Source organism: Vibrio coralliilyticus, assembly GCF_024449095.1.
In the GTDB taxonomy this organism is placed as follows: Bacteria; Pseudomonadota; Gammaproteobacteria; order Enterobacterales; family Vibrionaceae; genus Vibrio; species Vibrio coralliilyticus_A.
Genome location: NZ_CP024627.1, coordinates 1854463 through 1876891, shown reverse-complemented (window position 1 = coordinate 1876891; position 22429 = coordinate 1854463). Strand labels below are relative to the sequence as shown.

Here is a 22429-nt window from a genome sequence, read left to right as displayed (position 1 = left end):
CCTTTAGCCCATATCACTCGTGGATTACATTACTGGCGAAGCTACTTTAGTGCTGATTTATAGCAAAATGGTTCTTTAGAACAATGATGAATGGCGAGTAAAACTATGTGAAAAGGAAATGGCTCAGATCTAATCTGACAGGAACGAGTCGAAAAGGGAGTAACTGTCAGATCAGGTCTGAATTAATACATCAGTTCAGAAAATATTTAGTCCAAAGCTCCCTTTAATATCAAAAAGAACGGTCTCTGTTTTCTCTCTAGATGTTTGGCTTCCTTTCCTCAAAACATCAATTAATTGGGCGCGATCATTAAGAAACATCTGTCTTCTTTCTCTGATGGGCTTAAGTAGCTCTTGTAAGCATTCTTCTAGTATTTTTTTTGTTGTGCCATCACCCAGCCCGCCGCGTTGATAATGTTCTTTGAGTTGGCTGATATAATCCTTATCTGGATGGAAAGCATCAAGGTAGGTAAACACGACATTGCCTTCGATGGACCCTGGCTCTTCTATTCTCAGGTGATTGGAGTCGGTATACATGGATTTGACCGCTACAGAGATTTCTTTTTCACTGGCACCGAGATTAATGGTATTGCCCATCGTCTTAGACATCTTATTTTTACCATCTGTACTAGGTAAACGGGGAACGTTACTGAGTAAAGGACGGCATTCATTTAAGACATCTTTTCCAGCTAATGAGTTTATTTTCCTCACTATCTCATTGGTTTGTTCTAGCATGGGTATCTGGTCATCGCCAACGGGAACTAGAGAGGCATTAAAAGCTGTGATATCAGCAGCTTGAGATATAGGGTAGGTCAGAAAACCTGCTGGAATAGAACGTTCAAATCCTTTGTTTTGAATTTCACTTTTGACCGTTGGGTTCCGCTCTAGCCGGCTGATAGTAACGAGATTACTGTAATACATAGTTAATTCGGCAAGAGCTGGTAGTTGTGACTGTAGACAAATGGTCGTTTTAGACGGGTCTATACCGACTGCTAAGTAATCTGCAACTACATTTAGGATATTCGAAGATACCTTTTTCGGGTTATGAGCGTTATCAGTAAGGCCTTGTATATCCGCAACAAGAATGGTTTGCTCATGAGTGTTCTGTAGGTCGACACGTTGTTTTAAAGACCCGACATAATGTCCGAGGTGCAATGGGCCGGTCGCTCTATCTCCGGTTAAGATAACTTCTCGTATTTCAGTTGATTGCTTTTTCAGCATGATTTTATCTCCTAGTTAAATAGGTTGCTACTGGAGATAAAAGAAGTGACATACTTAGCTACCTTCCAGCAGCTAAAGAATGTAAGAATTCAGTGCCGCTCTAATTAGAGCGCCACCAGAAGAAAGATGAAGTGAGTGCAGAAATATTGTTCATTCGAACAAGCTACCAATAAACATCCATAAAAACAAATCGTTGAACCCCCACTTTCAATAGAAAGTTCATGTCAGCAAGGGGGGACGCGTAACGAAAAGTTCCCCTTTAAGTTGTAAGGGCACATACGTACTTTGAGCGTTCTGATATGCATAATGTGGGTTGAGCTCGTCACGTATAGGCTCATTTCTGGACAACAATGATGTAAGTGAATGCGTGAGTTAAGTCATGGCTATCTTGTAGGATAGACGTTCTACAACATATAGAGTATTACTTACACGCAATAATAGGTATGTGTTGCCAGTTCGTTGTGTATTGTCTAGTGAGCAAATCTCGACGCATCGCCCATTTTTTCTGTATTCCCTGAGCGCCAAGAAAAACAGTATCTCTTCCGTATCGGTCATTGATGTTATCAAACACAGACATAAGCTTATCGTTATTTGGTTCAGGGTTGAAAAGGTCAGGTTGAGTATATCTACCATCAACCAAATCAAGCAAACCCACCCCAATTTTATAGTAAGGCACACCAGGCTTATAGATTTCTTTAGCCATGGCAACACAAGCTTTAGTTATCTGATTCACGTCAGAAGTCGGGTAAGCGAAGCGGTGTATGGCTCTATATGAAAATGTTTTTTCATCATAAGAGCTACTTGCAGCGAAACAAAGCACCACTTTACAAAGTGACTTTTGGTTACGTGCTTTACGGGAAGCGATGTTTGCATGTTGGCTTAGTGCCTGAGTCAATTCATCAAGTGTCTTGATTCGTTCACCCACAGAGCGAGTTGAGTAAATCTGTTTTTTATCTTGCTGAACGTTATCCCATACTTTACAGCTTTCACCATTTAATTCTCTCACTGTTCGTTCGACTTCAACGTTAAAATTTTTACGAGCAAGACCAACAGGGTAATTCTTTAACTGCAGGGCAGTAGTAATGCCTAAGTGTTTAAAGTGAGTAGTTAAGCGCCTGCCAATACCCCAGACGTCAGAAACTTCGAATAAAGACAGAACCTTGTCTATATCTTGCTGATTTCCCAACACGCACACTCCCTGATGATCACGAATGTTTTTAGCGCAGTGGTTCGCGATTTTTGAAAGGGTGAGGGTAGGTGCAATACCAACGCAAACAGGTAAACGGCACTCTTTCCAAACAGCTTTACGCAGTTTTAAGCCATGCTCTTTTAAGTCAGGAATTGCAGGGTAAACACGCTCAAATGAAAGGAACGACTCATCGATTGAGTAAACATACTGTTGAGGTGCAAAGCGTCCTATTACGTCCATCATCTTTGATGATAAATCAGCGTAAAGCTCATAATTAGATGAGCAAACAATGACCCCTTTTTGCTCACAAAGGTTTTTAACTTTGAAATAGGGCGTAAATTTAGGAATACCTGCTATTTTTGCTTGTCGGTTTGCCGCCACAATCACACCATCATTGTTTGATAGAACAACGACAGGTTTTCCTCTCCATTCTGGCCGAAACACTTGCTCTGCAGAGCAATAGAAGCTATTAGAGTCAACGAGAGCAAACATATTAGTCCAACAAGTAACAAGGCCTAAAGCAGCGAATGGAGCGTATAACGACGCCTTCTATCGAAAATGTGTCATATTCCATAATCGGAACAGGACGATACTTTGGATTGGCAGAAAGTAGTAATCGCTTGGTTAAGTCGAATTGCTTGCATACAAACTCACCATTTATGTTTGCAACGATTATGTCTAGATGTTGAGCGGTAGGGTAGCGGTCTACAATCAAAATATCATTATCAAAAATACCAACCCCCTGCATCGAATCGCCTTTAGCTTGACCGATAAAAGTTGAGCTTGGGTGATCTATAAGGAATTCATTCAGGTCACAACCAAGTTGAGCGTATTCAGCGGCAGGTGACTCAAAACCTGATACACCTGCGCTTGCGTAGATTGGGATTACATGCATACAACTAAGTACTGTTTAAATACACAGTGCTTAGTTTGAGCCAAAGAGAGGCACAGTTCAAGCCGAAAGTGTAGGAAAGGGAGTCTATTGGCCAAAAAGACAGGTGCAGATTACCTAACAATACACAGCTCATGAAAATGTCAGATGCGTTGCGATCGTGAACCGTGACAGGTGACAAGAGAGCTGCGAGGTGTTTTTTAATCGTAGTGCACCAACATCCACACAAAACAAAAGTAATCATAGAATTATGATTATGAGTAAATATTGTTTTTGGGGCACTAAAACGGTGAAACCCCGATGTTGGTAGCATCGGGGTTTCGAATTTTTAGAAGTCTCGGTTGGTAAGGCCGATATTCTTTATGCAAAAGGCTGGATGTAATCCTATTTAATTCCTTGGTAGGGAATTAAATGCGGATGAAGTCCATGTGCTCAACTTTTGGCTTGAAAGCGTGACGTTGAACGTCTTGTGGCTTAACTTTTACTTCAGCGCCATCGATCACTAGAACGATACCTTCGTAGAATTCAGGCTTGTCCATTTGGTTAACAACGTCGTCGTGGTTAAGAACGATAGATACTGGCGCAGCCTCACCACCGTAAACGATAGCAGGGAATTGACCAGCGTGACGTAGGCGGCGGCTCGCACCTTTACCTAGTTCAGTACGTACTACTGCTTCAAATTTCATAGTATTTACTCTCAAATATGAAAAAATAACGTCACATTCTGCGATGCGACCTCGCGTGAATGTGGTAAGCGCTTTCGAGTAATTGGTAGTAACTCTTCAAGCGAGCGCGGATACTATCACTCTCTGGTTTTTCTCGCAATAGAAAACCCGCTTAACAAGGTATCTTTTGAGTAAATATTTTCAGTCGCTTACTGTCGATTGGACCAAATGCAAGATAGCCAATTGTCATCTCCAAACAAGTATTCAAATGAACCGAATCTGAATGTCTTTCTCACGCGTGATTAAGTCTCACCACAGTATTGTTCATATCGTAAATGATAGATCGACTGAGGAGTCTTTATGAGTCCAGTAAGTATTGTGGTTATCGCGTTGAATGAAGAGAAGAGAATTGGCCGCCTAATGGAAGATTTGAGCAAGCAGACACATCGCGATTTTGAAGTGATTCTTGTCGATTCAGACAGTGAAGACGCGACAAGAGAAGTGGCGAGCGCGTATGAGGCTTCTTTACCTGTATTGACCGTGCATAAGATGGATACACGCGGTGTGAGTCTAGGGCGTAATATGGGCGCATCTATGGCAAAGCATGAGCGTTTGTTATTTCTCGATGCCGATGTGCGACTAGCGCCAAACTTTTTAGCTAACGCCGTCAGCCAGTTAGAAGAAAAGCAGCTTGAGGTTGCGGGTGTGTATATGGGCGCCAAAGCTCTGCCTGTGGTACACAAGCTGGGTTATGGTTTGTTTAATTTAGGTCTGTTTACGACCCAGTATATTTTTCCCACAGCGGTCGGGGCGTGTATTTTCTCGACCAAACGTGTTCACGAGCAGTTGAATGGTTTTGATAAGCAAATCGTTTTGTGTGAAGGCTGTGATTACGTGAAGCGTGCTAGCAAAACATGGCGCTTCCGCTTCTTGAATCTGACGTTCGGCTTTGATCCTCACCGCTTAGAACAAGAGGGTATTTTCAAAGTGGGCATGACTTACTTCAAAGCCAATGTGCGCCGATTCTTTTTCGGTGAAATGCGTAATAAAGAGATGGGAAATAAGTTTGGCCATTATAAAGAGCAGTAAGACTCAGGGTATAGCCACGTTTAAAGTGGCGCGTAATGAAGGGGAGGTGGAGTACCTCTCTACGCGATTAGACTGGAATCTCGCTAGCAAAATCTCTAATAAAACTCAGCTTCAATTAGCTGAGTTTTTCTTTTTTATAATTTTTAAGATATGGTTAAGGTATATAAATTACCTATATTCAGTCTATTACGATGCTGATAATTAATAATAATCATATTCTCAACTTGCTTGCGGGCTCAGTGGAAGATGCTGAATCCGGACAAAAAACTATGCTTGGCGGTAATGAAGTTGCGTTGCTTCAATACATGATCGAACACCCTCATAAACCTTTATCTAAGTCAGAACTTCTGGAACAGGTCTGGCACAAGAAAGGGGTTATTGTCGAAGAAAGTAGCTTGCTTCATTGTGTGTCAAGCTGCCGAAAAGCGCTTCAAGACAGAAACAGTGAAATTATCAGCACCATACGTGGTGTTGGTTATCAATTTAATGGTGATGTCAGAGATTATGAGCCTGAGGAAAACAGTGATGAGTCAGCTCAATCTACATCATTGAACGTTTCTGGAGAGGCGGACGTAGCGTCATCAGTATTGAGGAAGCAGAATGCACGCTATTTAGTGGTGTTTAGTTTGAGTGCTCTGGTGGGCTATCTTCTTATCTCAGCTATTCGCTCACCTTGGGTAGAAGCTGAGTATATAGAAACGCGTTACTTAGGGTGCACCGTACAGACGGATGAGCCGATTACTTTAGCTAACGTACGTGCCTTTCAAACAGGAAATCAGGTGATACTGGTGGATCAGGATGGGACGTCGGTCAGCTACCTTCCGGAAGAAGTGGAGGTGGTGTGTGAATAAGAAAATAACCCTTTTCAGCGTGATAGCAGGCCTACTCATTGGTGGACTGGCGGCATACGCCAATTCACCTACAATGAATCAGAACTTTGATAGTCATACGCAAATTGTGGTGCCTGTTCGAGAAGGGAGTGAGCTTGTTAAGATGCGTGCCTCACTGAATTTAAAGCGCTCTGGCCAATACGAGTTGTACTTCTTAACAGATAACATGATTGGATTTAATACGACGGGTCAGTACGATTTTAACTCTTATGGTTTATCGCTGATGCCCACTTCTGCAGAACGAGTGATCCCTGAAGGAAAAACACTGAACTTAATGGAAACGATGTTTAGTCAACGAGGAATGCATTCAATGGAAGAGCTAAAAGTGATCCGGATTGGTAAAGAGCAAACGATCTTGGTGGCGCCGAGATATTCTTACCTGTTTGTAACCGCTGAAAAATAATGTACAAAAACAGTGCAAAGCCAGCATCTTGATGCTGGCTTTTTTTATGCTATTTTTCCTTTTAAAACATGACTTTGAGGTTTTTTTATAATGGTTCATGATTAAATATCATTCACCTGACAAAGCCCTAACTTAGCAAGAAAAATCTTAGGTATAACAAGCGGCAAGTTTCATCAATTAGAGACAAATCATGAAAAATTACAAGGCGTTGCCACTGTCTATTTTATGTACTGCTAGCTCCGTGTTTGCCGTGAACGTGACAGCAGAAGAGCAAGCTCCAGCCACTCCGGTGACCGTAGAGATTGTTGCTGAACAATCCAGTACGGCTTCAATTAATGAAGTCGGGAAAATTAAAGCTACAGACTCAGCCGCGCTGACTTTCAGTGCAGGTGAAAAGCTGAAAGCATTGAACTTCAGTGATGGTGATGTTGTTAAGGAAGGTGAGTTGATTGCTCAGCTTGATGATGATCAAGCAAAAGCTGAACTGGATAAAGCAGAGAGCTCGTTGGCACTCGCCGAGTCTAAATTGAATCGTGTTTTGGCCCTCTTAAAGAAGCAGCCTGACTCCATGTCTGCGCAGGATGTTGAAGAATTAAAGCAGGAGGCCAACCTAGCGCGTGCTGATTTTCGCCAAAAGAAAACCGATATGCAAAATTATCAGTTGATTGCGCCCTTTGATGGCCAGTTAACGAACTTTACCCATTCTGTCGGTAGCCGTGTAGAAGCAGCAACAGCACTGGTTAGCCTTATTAAACTTGATCCGGTTGAAGTGCATTACTCCATCAGCCAATCAGAAGTTGGTAAAGCTAAGCTAGGTCAAACAGTGTCATTAACCGTGGATGCTTACCAAGACCAGACTTTCACTGGTACCGTTAATTACATCGCACCACTTGTAGACGAAAGCTCGGGTCGTGTCGAAATTCACGCGCATCTGGACAACCCTGATAATGCGTTGGTCCCTGGCATGTTTGCTAAGGTCTCCCAGACCGTTAGTGAGGAACATGCAGAAGTGGTCGTTTCTCAAACGGCAATTGAGACAGACGGTGATGAGCGCTTTGTTTGGGTTGTTGAAAATGAGAAGGCCATCAAGCGTCCTATCACACTCGGTGAAAATACCAACAATGGCTATGTTGTGATCGAGTCTGGCTTGAATCTAGGCGAAACAGTGGTTGTTACGGGGCGTCAAAACCTAACTTCAGGCTCTCGCGTAGCGGTTAAGCAGACCAAGTCACAGCTCACACTGCCTTCTCGGACTCTACCAGCCCAACCTGAAAAACAAGTGGAGGAAGAAAAAACAGTAGCGGAAAATGAGACGCCGGTAAGTTCTGAAACTCCAGAAACAGAGGCCGCTGAAGTTAAGACAGAAGAATCACAAGCGGTCGTGGAACCAACGGATACCAAAACTGAAGAGGTGACGGATGAAGCTTCCTGAGATATGTATTAAACACCCAGTATTTGCATCTGTTTTAAGTATAGCGATCGTTTTATTGGGTATTGTTTCTTATCAGAAACTGGCTATTCAATATTTTCCTGAACGTCAAACTGCTTCTGCGTCAGTAAGTGCTTCGATTACGGGAGCAAGTGCTGAGTTTATGTCGCAAAATGTGGCAGAAGAATTAATCACTGCTGTCACTGGTCTGGATAAGATTAAAACCATGACCACAGATTGCCAAGAGGGCAGCTGTTCTCTCAAAATCCAATTTGAAGATGGGATCAGTGATGTTGAGTACGCAAGTTTGATGAATAACTTGCGAAGCAAAGTGGATGGTATCTCTGATTTCCCTCCAGCGATGACTGACAAGCCAACGGTTACCGATGACTCTTCTGAGACATCGATGCCAAGTAATATCATTACCTTTGTCAATCGCAGTAGCTCGATGGACAAACAAGAAATGTTTGATTACATCAGCCAACAGCTTGCGCCTCAATTTAAGAACGTACTTGGTGTGGGTGGTGTATGGGGTCCATATGGTGGCTCTAATCGAGCAATTCGCGTCTGGCTGCAGCCTGAGCGTATGGCGGCGTTGAATGTTAGTGCGTCAGATGTGGTTGGGACATTGAGTACTTATAATGCCACATTTACTGCTGGTACGATTAAAGGCGAAGTTCGTGATTTCTCAATCAACCCTGTCAATCAGGTCACGTCTATCGAAGATGTTCGTGACTTAGTGATTCGTGTCGATAATGGCAACATCATTCGCGTTAACGATGTGGCTGATATTCAGATGGGAGAAGAGAGTTTAGAGCCTAGTATGCTGCACGTTGACGGCGATGTGGCTATGTCTTTGCAGGTTCTTCCTTTGAAGACTGAAAACCCAGTGACAGTGGCGAATCGCGTAAAAGATGCAATGGCAAGGATGGAAATGCCAGAAGGCATTGAGATGAAGATGGTTTACAACCAAGCGGACTTCATCGAAGAGGCTATCGACCAAGGGTTTATGACTTTGGTCGAAGCAATTGTCCTTGTATCTGCGATAGTGGTGCTGTTTTTAGGCTCGTTACGCGTCGCAGCGATCCCTCTGATCACTATTCCAGTTTGTGTCATTGGCGTATTTGCAGTGATGGCTTTACTAGGGTTTAGCATTAATGTACTGACCATTCTTGCCATTATTCTCGCCATCGGCTTGGTGGTCGATGATGCTATCGTTGTTGTTGAAAACTGTTACCGTCATATTGAAGAAGGGCTGTCTCCTTTCCAAGCGGCGCTTAAAAGCTGTAAAGAGATCGTTTTCCCCGTTATTGCGATGACTTTAACATTGGCAGTGGTTTACCTTCCAATTGGCTTAATGTCTGGTTTGACAGCGGATTTATTTAGACAGTTTGCCTTTACGCTGGCAGCGGCCGTCATTATTTCAGGATTTGTCGCTTTAACCTTATCTCCGATGATGAGTGCGTACATGTTACGATCTGTTACGGTGTCACCTAAATGGTTCCAGTGGGTTGAAGTTAAGCTCAATGCAATGACAGATAAGTATATGGCTTATTTGAATGCTTGGTTTAAACGTCCACGTATGGTGATGTCAGGTACGGCTGCTTTGATTGCTTTGTCCATTGTCGCGGTCTGGTTCATGCCTAAAGTCCTTCTGCCAACAGAAGATACTGGCTTTATAGAAGTCACCTCTCATGGACCTGCTGGCGCTGGTCGTCTATATGACCTTGAAAATGCTGGTCAAATCAATGAAGTCTTTGGAGGAAATGATGCGATTGAAGCCAACCTTGCTTATATCGAAACCGCTCCAACTAACCATGTATTGTTGAAGCCTTGGGAAGAGCGCGATAAGAGTGCAGATGAAGTCATTGCAGAGATGAGTGCTAGAGCGAGTGAGATTATCTCCGCTTACACGACCTCTTTTTCAGTACGTTCTGCAGATAACCTTGATGTTGCGGACAATCTGATTCTGCAGATCACAACAGTCAACCGTGATCTGGATGAACTGTCTAATACTGCAGAAAAAGTGGTGAAGCTGCTTGAAGACTATGAAGGCCTATCGAACGTTGATAACTCAACGCATCGTGACCAGTTAAGGTTCGATTTGTCAATTGACCGTAATGCGATTGTATTATCCGGTGTTGACTACGCTAACGTTACTAATGCGATTTCAACTTTCTTAGGTTCAGTGAAAGCCGCGGATTTACAAGCCGATGATGGTTTTACTTACCCAATTCAGGTTCAGGTTAACCGTAAAGCGCTAGGGGACTTTAAAGTCTTAGATAAGCTTTATGTGAGCTCTGAATCGGGTCAGAGGTTGCCATTGTCTCAGTTTGTCTCAATCAAACCAGTAACTGCAGAATCGAACATCAAAACATATGGTGGTAAGGATGCTGCGGAAATTACGGCGGACTTAGTCCCTGGTTACAGCGCAGATGATGTTCAAGCCTTCATTGATGCTCAGTTGCCAGAGTTGCTAAAAGCGGGGCAGAGCTATGAATATGACGGTGTCATTAAAGAGCTTAATGAGTCCTCTGCGGGTATGCAGATGCTATTTGGTCTGGCATTGATCTTTATCTTCCTGATCCTTGCTGCACAGTTTGAAAGCTTCGTTGACCCACTGGTTATTCTGATCACCGTTCCTCTATGTCTAGTTGGTGCGATATTAACGCTCAGTGTATTTGGGCAGAGCTTGAACCTATACTCCAAGATTGGTTTGCTGACTTTGGTAGGCCTAGTAACCAAACACGGTATTTTGATGGTAGAGTTTGCCAACCTTAAGCGTAAAGAAGGGATGGAAGTTATGGAGGCGGCATTGATGAGTGCGCGTTCTCGTCTTCGTCCTATCTTGATGACGTCTCTGACGATGATTATTGGCTCTCTGCCTCTTGCTTTAGCTGAAGGCCCCGGTTCATTAGGTCGAGTGAATATTGGCCTTGTTCTGGTGGGTGGTTTGACAATTGGTACTTTCTTCTCCTTGTTCTTTGTGCCTATGACTTATGTCGCTGTTGCTAAAATCCGCGAAAAAAGCTTGGCGCGTAAGCAGCTTGTGGAGGGCTAAGACGTGTTAATCATTAATGAAAGTCATATTCTTGATATTGAACAGGGGTATATCCATAGTCAGGGAAGCAATGTCCGCCATCCAATTGGAATCAATGAAATTGCGTTGTTGACTTACATGATTGATCATGTCGGAGAAACGTTAACCAAACATGAACTGATGCATGAGGTTTGGTTGAAGCGAGGTATTGTGGTTGAGAGCAGTAGCCTGCTGCACTGTATCTCAAACTGCCGACGAGCCTTGGAAGATCGTGCGGGTGAAATCATCCGCACGGTTCGTGGAACAGGTTATGAGTTTGTTGGTCGTGTTGAAAAGTATCAACCGGAGTCTAATCCAGAACCTGCTGAGGCCGCAGCCCCTGAGGTTGTCGAGGTGCCCGCTTCTTTGGCGCCAGCTAAAGAGACGTTAGGCAGTCGAATTGCGCAGTACCGTACCCAATTAATGGCCGTCGGTTTGTTTGCTTTCGGTGCTGTATCGAGTTACTTGATCGTCGAACACTCGCATTCGCCATTAGCGTACACGTCTTTCGAACAGCAAGAGTTTGCTTCTTGCTGGTTCACGCCCGAAAACAACGGAGCGAAAGTGAGCTACCAGAACGCGACGCTATATGATTTTGGTGAACTCACCTTGTTAGTGGATAGCAAAGGTCGATCTTTGAGTTTCAGTGCAGAGAGTGGAGTTGTGAGTTGTGAATAAGTTATTGACCATCATTCCTCTTATCGCTGGTGCGGTTGTCGGAGCAGCGGTGTCTTACAGTGACGATAACCAACTGAATCGTCATATGATAAGCCACACGGTGGCACATGTGACTTCAAGTGATCCAGATGATAGTTTCTCTGACACGTTGCCATTGCGTCTTGAGCTTACCTTAAAAGAGAACAGCCGTTACGACGTGTACGCGGTTTTACCGAAAAGCCGCGTGGGTTACACAGGTTCGGGTCGTTATGAACTTGATAGTGATGGTGTGTTCTTTGCTGTAGAAGAGCATGAACCGTTGGATATTGAACCTTTACGTCAAGGCATGGTTGAACAATTGTTTGTCAGGCCTGGTTCTTTTGACGGCCATATGAAAGTGGCTAAGTTGGGTGAAAATAGTGCTGCTCTGGTGGGGCACAAAGTCGTTTTGCATATGACTTATTAATCACGGGCTTTAATGGGCACAAAACGGCAACTTTTCGTTGCCGTTTTTTTTTAGCTTGAGGCTGTATCTGGAGAGAATCGATAAACAATAATACCTGGTTTATTGCCTAAATATTCCAGCATCGGACTATCAACGACTTTCCCTTCCTTAGATGAAGCATGTCTCAAAAGAGGAGTGTCTCCATTTTCTATGAAAATGCCGGTATGGGATACGTCTAATCCTCGCTTATGACTATAAATGCCGATCAGGTCGCCACTTTTTAGTTCTCTAATCAAAGCGTCATCGACAAATTCACGCGGAATAAAACTGATATCTTTGTACTTTATGGGTACAGAAGGGATCCAACGTTCACCCTCTGGGGTCTTTTGGTTGATTTGCTTGACCGTCGTAACGGCTCTAGCATCTAGCTGACGGGTGACATCCTGGACATGAAATGCACTGTCGTCTAACCAGTCAGAAAAGAAATGGCGACGTGTAATGAAATCAACGTTGCCGTAGAGATAACGTGCCAGCTTAAGGTTTTGGTCGAACTGGTTGAAGGAGTCCGAGAAGGCGAGGGAAGTCACGTAATCAAGTAGGGTAAAACAATCGACATGATTAAAGTTTTTAACCAACTCCTCCTTCTCTGAGTTGATAGAAGTGAGAGTGTTGGTTTCATAGTCGACTCCGATAAACAGCTCCGAAGTCTGAACGATACGCTCAGGTGTTGTGAGCTGATTGTCATTCTGAATCGCGGTTAGCACGTCCTGTTCGTCTATGCGTTTATCTTGAGTCACGCGTAGGTAGCTGGTGACAAGACTGCCACCAACTATAGTGATGCCGGTAATAGTTAATACCAATAGGGCTTTATTCATTCGATCATCCTTGTCTCGCCTCTTGTTTTTATCAGTTTTGATGTTGTTTCATAACTCAAACCTAACGGAGCGTTAATCTAATTAATAAATGAAATAACCTTAAAAATCGTAACTGAGGCTCATGGTTGAGTAGATTTCATCGTTAGATTGGTCGTCTGCCACTGTGGTGTTGTAGATATATTCCACATCGAAAACCAACGCCAAACTGCCCATGAGAATATTCTTCATATAGGCTTTGGTGTTGTAATGGGTATTTTCTTCACCGTGCGCGACGTCAACGGCGGCCCCTACAGAAAAGGTTTCTGAAAACGATACTGAGCCATCAATATTCGAGGTTGCGATCACTTCGTAGTTGCGTAAAGAAGGGAATTCACTGTCGTTTGGCTGACGTTCAGATATTCGATAACCCGGACCGAGTGATACAGACAGTTTGGCTGTCTCTGTGTTATGCAGATAGAAACCGAGACCACTCATTAAAACCCATTGCTTGCGATATGTTCCGTATAGGTCATTCTCAAATCGTGTGGCAGCTTTTAAGAAGCTCGTCTTGGTATAATCGTAGGTTGAGCCTGCGTTGATCGTATAGCGATTGGCACCATCATCGTCGTTGTCAGCGTCTGTATAGTAACTTTCAAATCCACCTTTATGTTCCCATTGGTTCTCACTGTATTTTAAATTCAACGCAGTATTGTAAGACAAGGAGGAGCTGGTGTTTTCAGTGTAGATAAAGCCCAGTTTTGTTTGAGCTGTAAAAGGGTCTTTAGGAAGTGTCTCTTCAACCTCCGCATTAACTGTACTCGTACTTAGAGTGGTAACAAGAGCAATAATTAACTTTGTTTTCATGAGAATAAAATAGTTCTTGAACAATATTTGCTCATTATGTTTGCCCACCTGAAAATGTTAACTGAATCATCATGAATAATGATTTGTCTCAGTGCTGTTGTTCTCAAATGATGTAAATGAAAGGCGCCGTTCAGAGCGAACGTACATAAAGATGTGGCGGCTGAAATCGGTTCAGATATGAAAAAGAGCAGGAGCCTGCTCTTGAGTTTTTAGTCGTTTTAGTGGGTGATTTTTAGCGATAATATGGCTTTCAGCCCTCCCATGGAACTTCGATCTAGTGTTAATTTACCGCGATAACTGTGGGCCATTTCACTGACAATGTTCAAGCCTAACCCTGTACCTGGAGTCGTTTCATCTAAACGAACTCCGCGTTTGGTGACTTGTTCGAGTTTTTCATCAGGGATGCCTTTACCATCATCTTCAACAATGATGTCGATGGTTTCTGCATTGTGGTGATTTTGAGCGGAGTGAACGCGAATGATACTGTTAGACCACTTGTAAGCATTTTCCAAAATATTACCTATCATTTCATCCAAGTCGGTTTTATCTACGGCGGTAACTAACTCTGAGTCCAGTTCGTTGATCAAAGTAATATCACGCTCTGCATAGACTTTGTCGAAAGCCATTGAGATCGCATCCACACGTTTAGAAGGGTAGGATTTAACAGATAAAATGTTCTTAGAGCCCGCCATTCGAGCTCGGCCTAAGTGATAGTCAATCTGGTTTTGAATTTGATCGAGCGAAGGTTGAAGCTGTTGCTTTGTGTGTTCGTCTTTGTTGGCGACCTCATTTTTAAGGACAGAAAGTGGAGTCTTCAGTGCATGGGATAAATTCCCCGCATGGTGACGAGCCCGCTCTAACAACTCTTGATAGTGGAAAACCAAGGCATTTAAATCCGAAACGACAGGAGCGACTTCACGTGGATAATCTTCTTCAAGCTGGGTCTTTTTACCTGAACGCAGTTGAGAGAGCTCTTTGTGCATCTTGGTGAGTGGGCTCAGAGACCACTGCACTTGAATAATGATAAGGGTCAGGATGCCAAGATAAAGTAGGGCGAGTATAACCCAAAGTTGGCCCATCAGACTGCGTACCGTGTCTTCTATCGGTTGTTCATCAATACCGATAGTGACTTCAATTGGGCCATCATAATCTGGGTAGTACAGTGTGGACTCAATGTAAATGAGCTTTTCACCTCGTGCACCCAGCAAATCATGCTTGCCTTTTGGGGTTAGCACTTTATCCCATAGGGAGCGAGAGCGCAGTAAGTCTTTATCTGTTTTGGCGGACCAGTAAAGTCCACTGTATGGGCGGTTGAACCTTGGGTCCGAGAGAGGAGTGGTGATGGTTACATTGCCTTCCTCATCCGCCTCAATCGTAGCCGCGATCTCATCCATGTAAGTAGCAAGCTGAATTTTAGCGTCATCTTCCATGTAGACGTAAACTTGAGAAGGTACTGTAACACCTGCCGCGATGATCATGGCTGTTAGCCAGACAACAGCGGCCAGCACTAGACGGCTCTTTAGACTGAGCCGTTTGAGTAAATGCGTTTTTTTATTCGGCATTAAGCTGATACCCCAGTCCTCGTACTGTTTTGATGACTTTAGGGGCTATTTTTTTGCGAATGCGGCCAATAAACACTTCGATGGTATTTGAATCGCGGTCAAAGTCTTGTTTATAGATGTGCTCTACCAACTCGGTACGAGAAATAACCTTCTCAGGGTTATGCATAAAGTAAGCAACAACTTTGTATTCGAGTGCGGTTAGATCAACGGCTTGGCCTTGCCACATGACTTTAGATGAGCGTGTATCTAAGCTGAGGTTGCCGACTTGCATAACCGGTGAGGCATTACCCGAGGCTCGGCGAAGCTGGGCGCGAATGCGAGCGATCAGTTCAACCATTTCGAACGGCTTAGTCTGGTAGTCGTCGGCTCCCGCATTAAGACCTTCAACGCGCTGAGTTAGGGTATCACGCGCACTCAGAATAATGACGGGTGTGTTGATGTTTTCATCTCGAATACCTTTTAGGACGGTCAAACCATCAAGCTTTGGCAGGCCAAGGTCAAGTACAATCGCATCCCATTCTTCGGACGTCGCACGATAGAGTGCATCAATGCCATCTGCTGACAGTTCAGGTACCCAACCGTTCTGTTCAAGGGCTTCTATGATTTGTTCCCCAAGGCGAGGTTCATCTTCCACTACAAGTATTTTCATGGTGTTCTTCTTTTAGTTCTTAAGAGCTTGTTTGAAATTGCGGCCTTTGATGAGCATCATCTCGAGCGTTTTCGCGTTGTACTCAACTTTGATGATGTTGTTGTTGTAATTTAACTTTAGTTCGTAAATCCAGATGTCATCATCTTCTTCAAGTTCGACTTTGATAATGCGTCCGCGAAGGTCTTGTTCTACTGCAGCATAAAGATCGGAAAAGGGACGAATATAACCTTTACGAACAGCGTCATAAACTTCATCTTGATCTTCTTCGAATTCAATTTCTGTCCCGGCTTTATGGACATCTTGCACGAGAGCGTGCCCATCATGGTGCTTGTCCGCATAGGAGGGATAAGCAAGCACAACACAAAATGTGACGGCAAGGGCGCAGACTAACTGCTTATGATACATAGTGTTACCTTCTCGGAAATTCTATGGCTGAGTATAATAAATCTTTTCTGAATACAAAGTGAATAATATTGACAGAGCCGCTTAGTTGGTCAGCTCATCCTCAAAGATTTTATCGCGCATTTTCCAAAACCGGCCAGCTTTACGCGCGATCACAAACTGGGGTGGGCGGAAACGATGTTGATTATTGACCACTTTGGCCGGAGAAGTCTCATCAAAAGGACGATGTTTGTCCGCTAGGTGAGGGCGAACAAACATATTTTTGAATGTCTGCTTCTGTTTCTTGGTCGTTAAAGACCAGAATTCATGCACTTGAGCTTGGTTTTCTCCCACATAGGAAACCTTGAGGCTACTTTTGCCTTTATCATCCTTGTGAACACTCAAATCCATCGACAAGCACTCGAATACTAAGGCGTCTTTTAAATTTAACGCCTCTTTAAGCTTCTTGTCTGGATCGACTAAGGTGGCGTCGCATTCGTGACAAATTCGCGCAGCAATGTCATTGTCTGCGCCGCATTCCCCGCAGTATTTGGCGCGGAAACGATAGTTACAGTGTTCTCGTTCACCTGTCTCTTCGTCTTCGAAAAAGCCCTGACATTTTCGGCCATAATGTTCAACTAAGAAGCCATTGTTATCCAGTTTTCCCCAGAAATTGTTGTTAAAGCCACAAGCCGGGCAGGGGATGGTAATGATTTCGCTCTCGGAGTCAGGTTTGGCATCGCCCACTTCAGGCTGATAGAGATCGTAGCTGTTGCCTGCATAATCCAATACCAGACACTCTTTTTTGCCCGGAGAAAGACGCAGCCCTCGTCCAACGATTTGTTGATACAAGCTGATTGACTCTGTTGGGCGCAGAATTGCTATCAGGTCGACATGAGGAGCATCAAATCCTGTGGTCAATACGGATACATTCACCAAGTACTTAATTTTACGGTCTTTAAAATCTTGGATGATGGTGTCGCGCTCAGGTGTTGGGGTGTCGCCAATCACAAGAGCAGTTTGGCCCTCAGGAAGCAAACCATAGATTTCTTGAGCATGTCTAACCGTTGCCGCGAAAACCATGATGCCTTGTTTGTCTTTCGAGAGGTGAATGATTTGCTCGACAATCTGAGGGGTCGCCCGCTTGGCTTTGTCGATCACCATGTCCAGCTCCGCTTCTTTGTAGCGGCCTGTCGTCGCTGGTTTAAGCTGTGAGAAGTCATAGCTCAGTACGGGGGCGTCCATCATGCGAGCAGGGGTGAGGAACTTTTCATCAAGCAAATAACGAATAGGCAGCTCGAAAATGCAGTCTCGAAAGAACCTTGGTTCCTCTGTTCTGACCAGGCCGCGCGTGTGATATTGGTAAATCCAACCCATACCAAGCCGATAAGGCGTAGCAGTTAAACCGAGCACTTTGATGCCTGGATTCAGCTCACGCAGGTGAGAAATCACTTTCTGGTAGCTGGTGTTTTTGTTATCAGGGACGCGGTGGCACTCGTCAATCACCAGTAGCGAGAATTGGTTTTTGAAGTCATCAAGGTTTCTGACCACAGACTGCACTGATGCAAACACCACTTGTTGGTCAGTCTCTTTACGGCCTAAACCGGCAGAATAGATTGACCCTTTGAGATCGTACCCCTCGTACTTAGCGTGGTTTTGTTCCACCAGCTCTTTGACGTGCGCCATGACCAATACTCGACCTTTAGCCAATCTGGCGAGTTCAGCAATAACCAGACTTTTTCCTGCTCCTGTTGGTAGCACAAGGACGGCTGGGCTGGAGTGCTTGCGGAAATAGTGGATAACGGCTTTCACCGAGTCGGCTTGGTATGGGCGGAGTGTATACATAAATTGTGTGAAATAGCTCAACTATTTAGTCTAGTGGCTCTATAATACCTCACCTGATTAAGATGAGGTATTCATGCGTTTAGATAAATACTTGTGTGATGCACTGGGTGCGACACGTAAAGAAGCAACAAAAATCATTAAAAGTGGTGACGTCACCGTCAACGATATCGTGCAGAAAAGTGGTGCAGTGAAAGTGACGGACGACTGTATTGTCGAATGGCAAGGACGTGAGATTCAGAAACCGGGTCCTCGTTACATCATGTTGTTTAAACCCGATGGTTTTGTCTGTTCGCATGAAGATGGATTTAATCAAACAGCCTTTATGTTACTCGACGAAGTGAAGATGGAAGATCTTCATTTTGCAGGGCGCTTAGATGTAGATACAACAGGTCTAGTGTTGATCACCGATGATGGTCAGTGGTCACACCGTATTACTTCGCCGAAACACAAGTGTGAAAAAACTTATCGCGTTTGGCTGGTTGACCCGGTTGGGGCTGATTATGTGGCACAGTTTGAGCAGGGTATTGAACTTCGCAATGAAAAGGCGGCCACTTTGCCAGCGAAACTGGAAATTGTTGATGAAGAAGAAAAAGAAGTACTGCTGACCATCACCGAAGGGAAATACCATCAGGTAAAACGCATGTTTGCGGCATTGGGTAATAAAGTAGAGCACCTACACCGTGAACGTATCGGCAATATCATTCTGGATGACGAGTTGGAACCTGGTGAATATCGCTACTTGACGCAAGAAGAAATTGAATCAGTCTGGAACTAATCATCTAAGTTGGAAATAGTTTAGTTCCTACTAGGAACTAGTCTTTTATAGAGATATCGCTCAGTATAGATCGGCTACAAGACTCGTGGATGCGAGTCTCTCTTTTCTGTTTGGTTGCAGCACGGAAGCTGCATATCTAACGCAACCGAGTAGGAGATTTATGTCTGATACTGCATTAGAGCAAACCAAAGCACCCCAAATCACTTTTCTTCTTTTTCTTGTTCTGGGTGCCATCGGCGCATTGACGCCACTCGCCATCGACATGTACTTGCCCGCGATGCCGACCATCGCCCGTGACCTAGGCGTGGCAGACGGGGCAGTGCAAATTACCTTAACCGCGTATACCGCAGGTTTTGCCATTGGTCAGTTGATTCATGGTCCACTCGCTGACAGTTATGGCCGTAGGCCCGTTCTGATCTTAGGTGTTTTGTTTTTTGGACTTGCATCTGTAGTGAGTGCCACCACAACGGGCATAGAAGCCCTGACTTGGGTACGTACAGCACAAGGCTTTGCGGGCGCAGCGGCGGCTGTCATCATTCAGGCTGTGGTTCGCGATATGTTTGATCGCGAGGATTTTTCTCGTGCTATGTCGTTTGTGACCTTAGTTATTACCATTGCCCCTTTGATAGCCCCTATGATTGGGGGGTATGTGGCGGTTTGGTTTGGCTGGCGTGCGATTTTCTGGATTCTGGCTGCATTTGCTGCGGTAGTGATTGCATTAGTCCTTTGGAAAATCCCAGAAACGTTAAGCAAAGAGAATAAGCAACCGTTTCGATTTGCTACCACAATGCGTAACTATGTCCGCTTATGTCGAAACCCGATTGCCATGGGATTAATTCTGTCTGGTTCATTTTCGTTTGCAGGTATGTTTGCGTTTCTCACCGCAGGTTCGTTTGTCTATATCGATATTTATGGCGTGCAACCTAATCATTTCGGCTATTTGTTTGCACTGAACATCGTGGCGATGATCATTATGACAACGATTAATGGCCGTCTGGTTAAGAAGGTCGGCTCCCATGCCATGCTCAGATTTGCTCTTTTGGTACAACTTATCGCCGGATTGGGACTATTTTTGGGTTGGATGCTTGACCTAGGGCTGTGGGGCACTGTACCTTTCGTGGTCCTTTTCATTGGTACCTTGTCGACCATTGGTAGTAATACCATGGGCTTATTACTCAGTGGATACCCAGCTATGGCAGGTACGGCTTCTTCACTAGCAGGAACGCTTCGCTTTGGCACAGGTTCTATTATTGGGGTTGTGGTTGCTGTGTTGCCAGATGGCGTCACTTGGCCAATGATTACTGTTATGACGGCGTGTTCAATTCTGTCCGCCGCATTTTACTGGATATTTGGAACAAAGGCGTAATGTCTCAGTACACTGTTGAAATACAAAACTTGGTCAATACCGCTCTAGAAGAATTGGCCGCTGATCATAAATCAGGTAAGGCTGTAGATGCGCCTGTGGCGAACAATCATTATCTGGTGCGTTGGGTGACCCGTGCTCTCAAATCACAACGCTTCCATCGCTGCGTGGTTGATGATCTCACTCGCTGGCAAAAAGCGGGGCGCTCAAAAGGTAACGAAGCTGGGCTGATGTTTACCTTCCAGCGTATTTCTAAGTTTTATGCTGACTTTTTCCCTCAAGGGGAAGCAGAGCGAGTGATTAAGGACAGTGAAATCAACACATTTCTTGATCAGATGGAAGAAGATGGTTGGGAAGTGTCAACGTCAGAGCCGCTTCTTAACTGCGGTAAAGTTCAGATTTTTACTGAAGGTCCAAACTCTTTCGCGTTGTGCACTAACCAGTGTGACGACTGCTTTGACGGCGAAACACTGATCAAACCAATGAGTTGGTTTGTTCGTGGTAACCACGCGCAGTTTGTTGAAAAAGCATCAGCCGCAGGGTTCATGCTACACAAGATTACCGACTACAAATCAAACGTTAAGTACCATGGCGAGTATCTGGTTTATCCAGGTAACCAAGGAAATCATTTGGCTGAGATTCCAATCGGCTATCAAGTTTAGCTTGCTGTGCTTTTGGATTAGAAAAGAGCTTCCGTTAAGGAAGCTCTTTTGCTTTTCGAACAATGGCTTTCACCATGCCTTTAAATATAAACAGATGTGCAGGCATCATGGCAAACCAGTAAAGTAAGCCTCTTAAACCTTGCGGGTGCCACCACGCTTTGACCGTCAGTTTGCGTTTGCTGCCCAAGTCTTCCAATGAAAACTCCAAGCGCCCTAGGCCGGGGCCTTTCATACCAAACAGCAGGGACAGAAATTGCTCTTTTTCGCAGCGAATCACTTTCCAAGAGTCTATATAATCACCCACTTGCAGCTCTGGCCCGAGAGGAGAGCGCCGCTTAGGTCGCCCTCCGCCAAAAAATAGATCGAGCCATTCCCTTGTACGCCACATTGGGTTGGCAAAAAAGTAACCCTCTTTCCTGCTGCCAATTTGTTTGACTATTTCCCACAGTTGTTCTGAACTTAAATCCGTTTCTATACTGGCACCTGTTTGTTTTGGGTAATAGCCATAGCCAGCTTGCCAGCGCTTTAGAGCTGCAGGGTCGAACCCCCAAACTTCGCTGCGAACAAAATGACCTTCTTCGTCGATGCTTTTTCTGACCATTTGTTCGTAGCTGACAAGTGCTTGAGGGTAGCGTTGGCGAATGTCGTCGGAGTTGGCAATAAAATCGTGCTCTAAGCCAGATAGCAGAGCAGCCCCAATACTGGAAGGAACAGAAGTAACAATACCCAGCCAGCGCGATGCGAGTTGAGGCGTCAGTAATGATGTTGACCAGAGCTTGATGGGCTTTCGAATTACAGCGCTGATGGTTTCGAATTGCTCACGATAACTGAGAGTATCCGCTCCTCCCACTTCGTATAGCGCATGACTGGTAGGGGATTCCTCAATAAGCGACAACAAATAGTGGTTGAGGTTTTCCAGCGCGATAGGGTTGGCTTTCGAGTCTACCCATTTTGGAGTGATAAGTAGAGGCATGTTGTAGACGAAGTCTCTCATGATCTCAAAAGCCGCTGAGCCGGGGCCTATGATGACCCCCGCTCGTAGCTCAGTGACGGGTATTCCCGCTTTGCGAATAATGTCACCCGTCATTCGGCGTGCTTTGAGATGCTCGGAATTACCTGTCTGAGGTTGAATTGCGCTGAGATAGATAACGTGTTTGATATGGCTGTTTTTTAAGGCCAGTTTGAAGTTTTCAGCGAGGGAGAGTTCGTATTCAAGGAAGTCATGGCCGTGTGCCATCCCATGCACCAAGAAATACACGATCTCAAACTCTGGTACAGTACGAAGTGTTGCTTCTTGATCAGCGAGATCAAGATAAATGAGTTCAAGGTTGGGGTGGGGAGTAACTCGTGCTTTCAAATACTCAATTTGCCGAGCCGCTGCTGTTACATGATAGCCTTTGTTACATAATTGAAGCAGCAATTGCGAACCCACGTAGCCGGATGCGCCCAGTACTAGCACTTTTTTCATCTCGACCCCTTATTAATAATATGGTTTATGAGCAAGGCTGATCATATAAT

The 22429-nt window shown here is 44.5% G+C and carries 21 protein-coding genes; 10 read left to right on the top strand and 11 right to left on the bottom strand.

The genetic code is table 11. The features are described from left to right. Positions 1-195 precede the first annotated feature (195 nt). From trpS to rplY, 4 genes are all read right to left on the bottom strand, one after another. Positions 196-1218, bottom strand: coding sequence for a tryptophan--tRNA ligase (gene trpS, locus CTT30_RS08825; protein WP_239837137.1), 1023 nt, complete (start codon positions 1216-1218; stop codon positions 196-198). 421 nt (positions 1219-1639) lie between these two features. After that, complete coding sequence (locus CTT30_RS08820) at positions 1640-2899, bottom strand: Y-family DNA polymerase (RefSeq protein ID WP_252034761.1); 1260 nt, start codon at positions 2897-2899, stop codon at positions 1640-1642. Between the two features lies 1 nt (position 2900). Continuing rightward, positions 2901-3302, bottom strand: a complete 402-nt coding sequence (locus tag CTT30_RS08815; protein WP_239837135.1) for a LexA family protein — start codon at positions 3300-3302, stop codon at positions 2901-2903. Positions 3303-3706: 404 nt separating this feature from the next. Then, entirely contained in the window at positions 3707-3985 is a 279-nt protein-coding gene (rplY, locus tag CTT30_RS08810) for a 50S ribosomal protein L25 (RefSeq protein ID WP_239837134.1), read from the bottom strand. A 339-nt stretch (positions 3986-4324) separates the two neighbouring features. On the opposite strand from rplY, the gene CTT30_RS08805 reads away from it, so the two are divergent. The 7 genes from CTT30_RS08805 (at position 4325) to CTT30_RS08775 (ending at position 11977) form a co-directional block, all read left to right on the top strand. Beyond that, the gene (locus CTT30_RS08805) at positions 4325-5053 is read left to right on the top strand and encodes a glycosyltransferase family 2 protein (RefSeq protein WP_252034759.1); all 729 of its coding nucleotides are present in this window, start codon (positions 4325-4327) and stop codon (positions 5051-5053) included. Between the two features lie 191 nt (positions 5054-5244). Beyond that, a complete protein-coding gene (locus tag CTT30_RS08800) occupies positions 5245-5904 on the top strand; it encodes a winged helix-turn-helix domain-containing protein (protein WP_252034757.1) in 660 nt (219 codons plus the stop codon). Further along, positions 5897-6346: a hypothetical protein gene (locus CTT30_RS08795; RefSeq protein WP_252034755.1), complete on the top strand. Its 450-nt coding sequence runs from the start codon at positions 5897-5899 to the stop codon at positions 6344-6346. The genes CTT30_RS08800 and CTT30_RS08795 overlap by 8 nt, the downstream gene beginning before the upstream one ends. Positions 6347-6536: 190 nt before the next feature. After that, positions 6537-7778, top strand: a complete 1242-nt coding sequence (locus CTT30_RS08790) for an efflux RND transporter periplasmic adaptor subunit (protein WP_239866155.1) — start codon at positions 6537-6539, stop codon at positions 7776-7778. After that, positions 7765-10836, top strand: a complete 3072-nt coding sequence (locus CTT30_RS08785) for an efflux RND transporter permease subunit (protein ID WP_252034753.1) — start codon at positions 7765-7767, stop codon at positions 10834-10836. Before CTT30_RS08790 ends, CTT30_RS08785 begins: the two co-directional genes overlap by 14 nt. A 3-nt stretch (positions 10837-10839) precedes the next feature. Continuing rightward, positions 10840-11532: a winged helix-turn-helix domain-containing protein gene (locus tag CTT30_RS08780; protein WP_239866159.1), complete on the top strand. Its 693-nt coding sequence runs from the start codon at positions 10840-10842 to the stop codon at positions 11530-11532. Next, positions 11525-11977, top strand: a complete 453-nt coding sequence (locus CTT30_RS08775) for a hypothetical protein (RefSeq protein WP_252034751.1) — start codon at positions 11525-11527, stop codon at positions 11975-11977. The genes CTT30_RS08780 and CTT30_RS08775 overlap by 8 nt, the downstream gene beginning before the upstream one ends. Before the next feature lie 50 nt (positions 11978-12027). Here the strand turns inward: CTT30_RS08775 and CTT30_RS08770 are convergent, their stop codons facing one another. The 6 genes from CTT30_RS08770 to radD all read right to left on the bottom strand — a co-directional run bounded on the left by CTT30_RS08770 (position 12028) and on the right by radD (position 18111). After that, the gene (locus tag CTT30_RS08770; RefSeq protein ID WP_239876008.1) at positions 12028-12831 is read right to left on the bottom strand and encodes an N-acetylmuramoyl-L-alanine amidase-like domain-containing protein; all 804 of its coding nucleotides are present in this window, start codon (positions 12829-12831) and stop codon (positions 12028-12030) included. A 99-nt stretch (positions 12832-12930) separates the two neighbouring features. Next, positions 12931-13674: a DUF481 domain-containing protein gene (locus tag CTT30_RS08765; RefSeq protein WP_252034749.1), complete on the bottom strand. Its 744-nt coding sequence runs from the start codon at positions 13672-13674 to the stop codon at positions 12931-12933. A gap of 218 nt (positions 13675-13892) precedes the next feature. Continuing rightward, positions 13893-15236 (bottom strand): ATP-binding protein, encoded by a 1344-nt coding sequence (locus tag CTT30_RS08760; RefSeq protein ID WP_252034747.1) that lies wholly within the window; start codon positions 15234-15236, stop codon positions 13893-13895. After that, positions 15226-15885: a response regulator transcription factor gene (locus CTT30_RS08755; protein WP_239876003.1), complete on the bottom strand. Its 660-nt coding sequence runs from the start codon at positions 15883-15885 to the stop codon at positions 15226-15228. The genes CTT30_RS08760 and CTT30_RS08755 overlap by 11 nt, the downstream gene beginning before the upstream one ends. A gap of 12 nt (positions 15886-15897) precedes the next feature. Beyond that, positions 15898-16290, bottom strand: a complete 393-nt coding sequence (locus CTT30_RS08750; RefSeq protein ID WP_239837122.1) for a PepSY domain-containing protein — start codon at positions 16288-16290, stop codon at positions 15898-15900. A gap of 81 nt (positions 16291-16371) precedes the next feature. Beyond that, positions 16372-18111, bottom strand: a complete 1740-nt coding sequence (gene radD / locus CTT30_RS08745) for a DNA repair helicase RadD (RefSeq protein ID WP_252034745.1) — start codon at positions 18109-18111, stop codon at positions 16372-16374. A gap of 73 nt (positions 18112-18184) precedes the next feature. Between radD and rsuA the strand changes: the two genes are divergently transcribed. The 3 genes from rsuA (at position 18185) to CTT30_RS08730 (ending at position 20911) form a co-directional block, all read left to right on the top strand. After that, the gene (gene rsuA / locus CTT30_RS08740) at positions 18185-18886 is read left to right on the top strand and encodes a 16S rRNA pseudouridine(516) synthase RsuA (protein ID WP_252034743.1); all 702 of its coding nucleotides are present in this window, start codon (positions 18185-18187) and stop codon (positions 18884-18886) included. Positions 18887-19046: 160 nt separating this feature from the next. Continuing rightward, positions 19047-20252, top strand: a complete 1206-nt coding sequence (locus CTT30_RS08735; protein WP_239866172.1) for a Bcr/CflA family multidrug efflux MFS transporter — start codon at positions 19047-19049, stop codon at positions 20250-20252. Next, on the top strand, positions 20252-20911 hold the full coding sequence (locus tag CTT30_RS08730; protein WP_252034741.1) for a DUF2913 family protein: 660 nt from the start codon (positions 20252-20254) through the stop codon (positions 20909-20911). The genes CTT30_RS08735 and CTT30_RS08730 overlap by 1 nt, the downstream gene beginning before the upstream one ends. 34 nt (positions 20912-20945) lie before the next feature. On the opposite strand, the gene CTT30_RS23455 is transcribed toward CTT30_RS08730, so the two are convergent. Next, positions 20946-22379 carry a DUF2867 domain-containing protein gene (locus CTT30_RS23455; RefSeq protein WP_252034739.1) on the bottom strand — a complete coding sequence of 478 codons (1434 nt, stop codon included), beginning with the start codon at positions 22377-22379 and terminating at the stop codon, positions 20946-20948. Between the last annotated feature and the right edge of the window lie 50 nt (positions 22380-22429).

What these genes read in the sequence shown, in the direction of transcription:
- trpS (WP_239837137.1), bottom strand. Translation starts at nt 1,218, where the DNA reads ATGCTGAAAAAGCAATCAACTGAAATACGAGAAGTTATCTTAACCGGA.
- CTT30_RS08820 (WP_252034761.1), bottom strand. Translation starts at nt 2,899, where the DNA reads ATGTTTGCTCTCGTTGACTCTAATAGCTTCTATTGCTCTGCAGAGCAA.
- CTT30_RS08815 (WP_239837135.1), bottom strand. Translation starts at nt 3,302, where the DNA reads ATGCATGTAATCCCAATCTACGCAAGCGCAGGTGTATCAGGTTTTGAG.
- rplY (WP_239837134.1), bottom strand. Translation starts at nt 3,985, where the DNA reads ATGAAATTTGAAGCAGTAGTACGTACTGAACTAGGTAAAGGTGCGAGC.
- CTT30_RS08805 (WP_252034759.1), top strand. Translation starts at nt 4,325, where the DNA reads ATGAGTCCAGTAAGTATTGTGGTTATCGCGTTGAATGAAGAGAAGAGA.
- CTT30_RS08800 (WP_252034757.1), top strand. Translation starts at nt 5,245, where the DNA reads ATGCTGATAATTAATAATAATCATATTCTCAACTTGCTTGCGGGCTCA.
- CTT30_RS08790 (WP_239866155.1), top strand. Translation starts at nt 6,537, where the DNA reads ATGAAAAATTACAAGGCGTTGCCACTGTCTATTTTATGTACTGCTAGC.
- CTT30_RS08785 (WP_252034753.1), top strand. Translation starts at nt 7,765, where the DNA reads ATGAAGCTTCCTGAGATATGTATTAAACACCCAGTATTTGCATCTGTT.
- CTT30_RS08770 (WP_239876008.1), bottom strand. Translation starts at nt 12,831, where the DNA reads ATGAATAAAGCCCTATTGGTATTAACTATTACCGGCATCACTATAGTT.
- CTT30_RS08765 (WP_252034749.1), bottom strand. Translation starts at nt 13,674, where the DNA reads ATGAAAACAAAGTTAATTATTGCTCTTGTTACCACTCTAAGTACGAGT.
- CTT30_RS08760 (WP_252034747.1), bottom strand. Translation starts at nt 15,236, where the DNA reads ATGCCGAATAAAAAAACGCATTTACTCAAACGGCTCAGTCTAAAGAGC.
- CTT30_RS08755 (WP_239876003.1), bottom strand. Translation starts at nt 15,885, where the DNA reads ATGAAAATACTTGTAGTGGAAGATGAACCTCGCCTTGGGGAACAAATC.
- CTT30_RS08750 (WP_239837122.1), bottom strand. Translation starts at nt 16,290, where the DNA reads ATGTATCATAAGCAGTTAGTCTGCGCCCTTGCCGTCACATTTTGTGTT.
- radD (WP_252034745.1), bottom strand. Translation starts at nt 18,111, where the DNA reads ATGTATACACTCCGCCCATACCAAGCCGACTCGGTGAAAGCCGTTATC.
- rsuA (WP_252034743.1), top strand. Translation starts at nt 18,185, where the DNA reads ATGCGTTTAGATAAATACTTGTGTGATGCACTGGGTGCGACACGTAAA.
- CTT30_RS08735 (WP_239866172.1), top strand. Translation starts at nt 19,047, where the DNA reads ATGTCTGATACTGCATTAGAGCAAACCAAAGCACCCCAAATCACTTTT.
- CTT30_RS08730 (WP_252034741.1), top strand. Translation starts at nt 20,252, where the DNA reads ATGTCTCAGTACACTGTTGAAATACAAAACTTGGTCAATACCGCTCTA.
- CTT30_RS23455 (WP_252034739.1), bottom strand. Translation starts at nt 22,379, where the DNA reads ATGAAAAAAGTGCTAGTACTGGGCGCATCCGGCTACGTGGGTTCGCAA.